Origin of the sequence: Streptococcus sp. DD11 (genome assembly GCF_001578865.1) — a bacterium.
GTDB lineage: Bacteria > Bacillota > Bacilli > Lactobacillales > Streptococcaceae > Streptococcus > Streptococcus panodentis.
Genome location: NZ_KQ969397.1, coordinates 179,863 through 183,892, shown reverse-complemented (window position 1 = coordinate 183,892; position 4,030 = coordinate 179,863). Strand labels below are relative to the sequence as shown.

Here is a 4,030-nt window from a genome sequence, read left to right as displayed (position 1 = left end):
AAAGCCCATCTCGTGGGTGACAATCAGCATGGTCATGCCCTGCTGGGCCAAATCCTTCATAACATTGAGTACATCGCCGACCATTTCCGGATCCAGAGCAGAAGTCGGCTCATCAAAGAGCATGATGTCTGGATTCATAGCCAGCCCGCGGGCGATGGCCACCCGCTGTTTCTGACCGCCGGACAGACTGTCTGGATTAGCATCAGCCTTGTCAGAGAGACCGACCTTTTCCAGCAGCTCCATGCCCAGCTTATCTGCTTCAGCTTGACTCATCAGCTTGTGCTCGACAGGAGCAAAAGTAATGTTCTGCAGCACGGTCATATGCGGAAAGAGGTTGAAATGCTGGAAGACCATGCCGATATTTTCCCGGACCAGGTCTACATCCGTCTTCTTGTCCGTCAGGTCAAAGCCATCTACGGTAATGGTGCCGCTGGTGACCTCCTCCAAGAGATTGAGACTGCGCAGGAAGGTGGATTTGCCTGAGCCTGATGGTCCGATGATGCAGACCACATCGCCCTCGTAGAATTTGGCTGTAATCCCCTTGAGAACCTCATTGTCCCCATAGTATTTATGTAAATCGTTGACATCGATTTTTAGCTTGGTCATTTGTTAATCCTCTTTTCTAAGCGTTTGGCCAGTCTCGTCAGCAGGGTGATAATGACGAGGTAGAGCACCGCCAGGATTGCATACATTTTGAAACTTTGGTAGTTGCGGGCGATGATGATTTTCCCAGTCTGGAAAAGCTCGACCAGCCCGATAGCAGAGACGATTGTTGTATCTTTGAGTGCGATGACAAATTGGTTGACAAAGTTGGGCAGCATAATCTTAGTCGCCTGCGGCAGGATGATCTTTCTCATCGTCTTGGAGTAGGAAATCCCCAAGCTGCGGCTGGCCTCCATCTGCCCGACGGGCACAGCCTGAATCCCCCCGCGGACAATCTCGGCGATATAGGCGCCGGCATTGAGAGAGAGGGCGATAGTACCAGCTACAAAGTCATTGATAGGACTTTGCTGGCCGGTTATGGATTCGATCAGATTGGGAATTCCCCAGAAGATAAAGGCTGCCAGAATCATGAGCGGAATCCCGCGGATGACATCAACGAAGATTTCGGCAATCCAGCGCAGCGCCTTATAAGGACTGACGCTGAACATGCCAAAGATAATCCCGATGACCATGGCGATAGCAAAGGAGAGCAGGGCCAGAGCCAGTGTGACGCCCAGACCGCTCAGCAGCTGCTTGTAATTATTTTGCAGCAGGCCCAGCACCGTTGTTTCATCGGCTGTTGAGCTGGCTGCTTCTGACGAATCTGTATTTGCCGCCAGATACTTGTCCAGAATTTTCTGGTATTTGCCGTTTTCTTTCAGATTGGCCAGACCGTTGTTGAACATCTCCACCAGCTCTGGGTTTGACCCTTTTTTGACGGCAAAGGCTACTTGTCCGCTTGGCGTTCCCTCGATAGGGGTCTTCATTTTTTTGCCTTGATTAATAGCATATTTGACCACTGGCTCGTCATCCATAATGGCTGCGACAGAGCCGGAGTTGAGGCTGTCATACATAGATGAGCCATCTGAGAAGGTCTTGATTTTGTAGCCGTACTTGCTTTGATTTTCTGTCAGGAAAGTCTGAGAAGCGGTACCGTTCTTGACCCCGACCGTCTTGCCTTTCAGGTCTTCATAAGACTGAATGTTGCTGGATTCTGTCACTGCCAGAATAGAATTGGCCGTGTAGTAGGGCTCTGAGAAATCAAAGGTCGCCTTGCGGGCGTCTGTTACAGACATACCGGCGATGATGCCGTCGGCCTGACCGGACTGGACAGCGTTGATAGCGGCATCAAAGCCCGGATTGGTGACTTCGATTGTGAAGCCTTGATCCTCAGCGATGGCCTTGATTAGGTCCATGTCGATTCCGGTGTACTGGTTGCTGTCGTTTTGAAAAACGAAGGGAGCAAAGGATGAATCACTGGCAATGATGTATTTGGACTTAACGGGAGCAGCCTGCTGGCCGGACTTGGTCGTGGTTTCCGGTATGGCCGAGCTGACCGAGCTGCTGGAAGCAGAAGCAGTCCATTTTTTGATGATGTCGTCCAGACTGCCGTCCTTCTTCATCTGTGCCAGAGCTTCGTTAAATTCGGTCACCAGGTGTTCGTATTTGCTGCCTTTTTTGACCCCGAAAGCAAAGCTTCCGACAGCCTCGCCTTCCATGGAAATCTTCAAATCCTGCCCTTGGCCGATAGCATACTCAATGACCGGCTGGTCATCCATCACGCCATCTACTGCACCGGCAGACAGGCTGTTGTACATGAGATCGCCCGTATCGAACGTCTTGATTTTGTAGCCGTATTTGTCCTTGTTTTTTTCCAAAAAACGCTGGGCAGCTGTACCGTTTTTGACCCCGACCGTCTTGCCCTTGAGCTCCTCGTAAGACTGGACCGTCTTAGACTTGGTCGTGGCAATGACAACCTTAGTGTCATAGTAGGTGTCTGACATGGTAAAGACTTTTTCACGCTCAGCTGTCTTGGTCATCCCAGCCATAATGGCATCAGCCTGACCGGACTGGACCGCATTGACCGCTGCATCAAAGCCTGGGAAGGTCATATTGACATCCCAGCCCTTGATTTCAGCGACTTTGTTGATAATATCTACATCGATTCCCTTATAGGTTTGGTCTGAATCCTTAAATTCAAACGGCGCATAGGCTGTGTCCGATACGATTTTAATCGTATCTGCCTGAACAGCCACCCCTAACGCAAAAATGGGAAACAATGCCAGCAAAATTGCTAAGAATTTTTTCTTCATTTTCTTTCCTCCTTGAAGCATTCTAGCATTATAGCAGAAAATAGCCGAATAAGCAAATATTGCTTGCTTTTATGTTAGATTTTCTTACATGAATACTGCCTTTTCTGACAAAACAGCAGTTCCTTTGCTTGGCACAGGCTCCAAACTTTGCTATACTAAAGAGAGGAAAATGGTATTCATTGACTATAAGTCTAGAGTCTGCCAAAGAGCGGAGGAGGCTGTCTCACTCTCTCTTCTTTTCCTGTATGAGGAGGTTATGATGAAACAATCGCGTATATTAGAAGGAGTGGAACAGGCCCGCTTTGTTCCGCCTTATCTTCTTTCCCTGCTGCTGGCAGCTGTATTTATTTTGGGCGGTCAAAAGCTGGCAGTGCTGGCTTTAGAGCCGATTTCGGCGCTTCTCAGCCTGCTCTTGGGCTGGCTGGGACAGGGCGGATTTTTTGAAATCTTTTTTAACTTTGCCTTGCCTTTTCTCTTGTTTGGCTTCATTTTTATGGCGCTGGCTCTCTTTGCCTGGGTCCGCTTTGCAGAAGGCCGGCCGATTGGCAGTCTGGGCTTTGTCAAAAAAGGCTGGCTGCTAAATCTGCTCAAGGGCTTTGGATTGGGCTTTGTCTTCTTTAGTTTGGTCGCTCTCTTGATGCTGCTGACAGGTGTCGGGCATTTTGAGTGGGGCTATCTGACATTGGAGCCTCTGATCTACATTTTGATCTTGATTCCGCTTTGGATCATTCAGGGCGGGACCGAGGAGCTGGTGACCCGCGCTTGGCTGCTGCCGGTCGCGGTCAAAAAGACCAATCTGCCCATAGGTCTCGTGACTTCCAGCCTGCTCTTTGCTTTCCTGCATCTGGGCAATCCTGGTATTGGCTTCCTTCCCATTCTTAATATTGCTCTCTTTGGCTTTCTGGCCAGTCTCTATCTGCTCTGGACCGACAATGTCTGGGGGATTGTCGGCCTCCATGCAGCTTGGAACTTTACTCAGGGCAATATCTATGGCTTCAGCGTCAGCGGGACTGGTATTGATGCGGCAGCCTTTAATTTCATTCCCCAGTCTGAGCTGTCCTTTCTGACTGGAGGGAGCTTTGGAGCAGAAGCTTCGCTTTACTGCTCTCTGGTAACCCTGCTGGCAATCGCCTTCCTGCTTTGGAGAATGAAAAAAGACGGCAGTCTGGCCAGACTTTTGAGTTCCCCTCAAAAACAGCACTGAATCCTAGTGCTATTTTTGATTTTGCTTAAAT

At 49.5% G+C, this 4,030-nt stretch carries 3 protein-coding genes; 1 reads left to right on the top strand and 2 read right to left on the bottom strand.

Going from position 1 to position 4,030, the window contains the following annotated elements:
* Positions 1–606, bottom strand: a 606-nt coding sequence (locus STRDD11_RS11965; protein WP_164828487.1) for an amino acid ABC transporter ATP-binding protein, incomplete at its 3' end; no start/stop codon positions are given.
* Positions 603–2,795: an ABC transporter substrate-binding protein/permease gene (locus tag STRDD11_RS11960; RefSeq protein WP_128837471.1), complete on the bottom strand. Its 2,193-nt coding sequence runs from the start codon at positions 2,793–2,795 to the stop codon at positions 603–605. The genes STRDD11_RS11960 and STRDD11_RS11965, both read right to left, overlap by 4 nt.
* A 259-nt stretch (positions 2,796–3,054) precedes the next feature.
* On the opposite strand from STRDD11_RS11960, the gene STRDD11_RS11955 reads away from it, so the two are divergent.
* Positions 3,055–3,999 (top strand): CPBP family intramembrane glutamic endopeptidase, encoded by a 945-nt coding sequence (locus STRDD11_RS11955; protein WP_128837505.1) that lies wholly within the window; start codon positions 3,055–3,057, stop codon positions 3,997–3,999.
* Positions 4,000–4,030 lie beyond the last annotated feature (31 nt).

Coding starts and splice junctions, on each gene's coding strand:
- STRDD11_RS11960 (WP_128837471.1), bottom strand. CDS start 2,795: ATGAAGAAAAAATTCTTAGCAATTTTGCTGGCATTGTTTCCCATTTTT.
- STRDD11_RS11955 (WP_128837505.1), top strand. CDS start 3,055: ATGAAACAATCGCGTATATTAGAAGGAGTGGAACAGGCCCGCTTTGTT.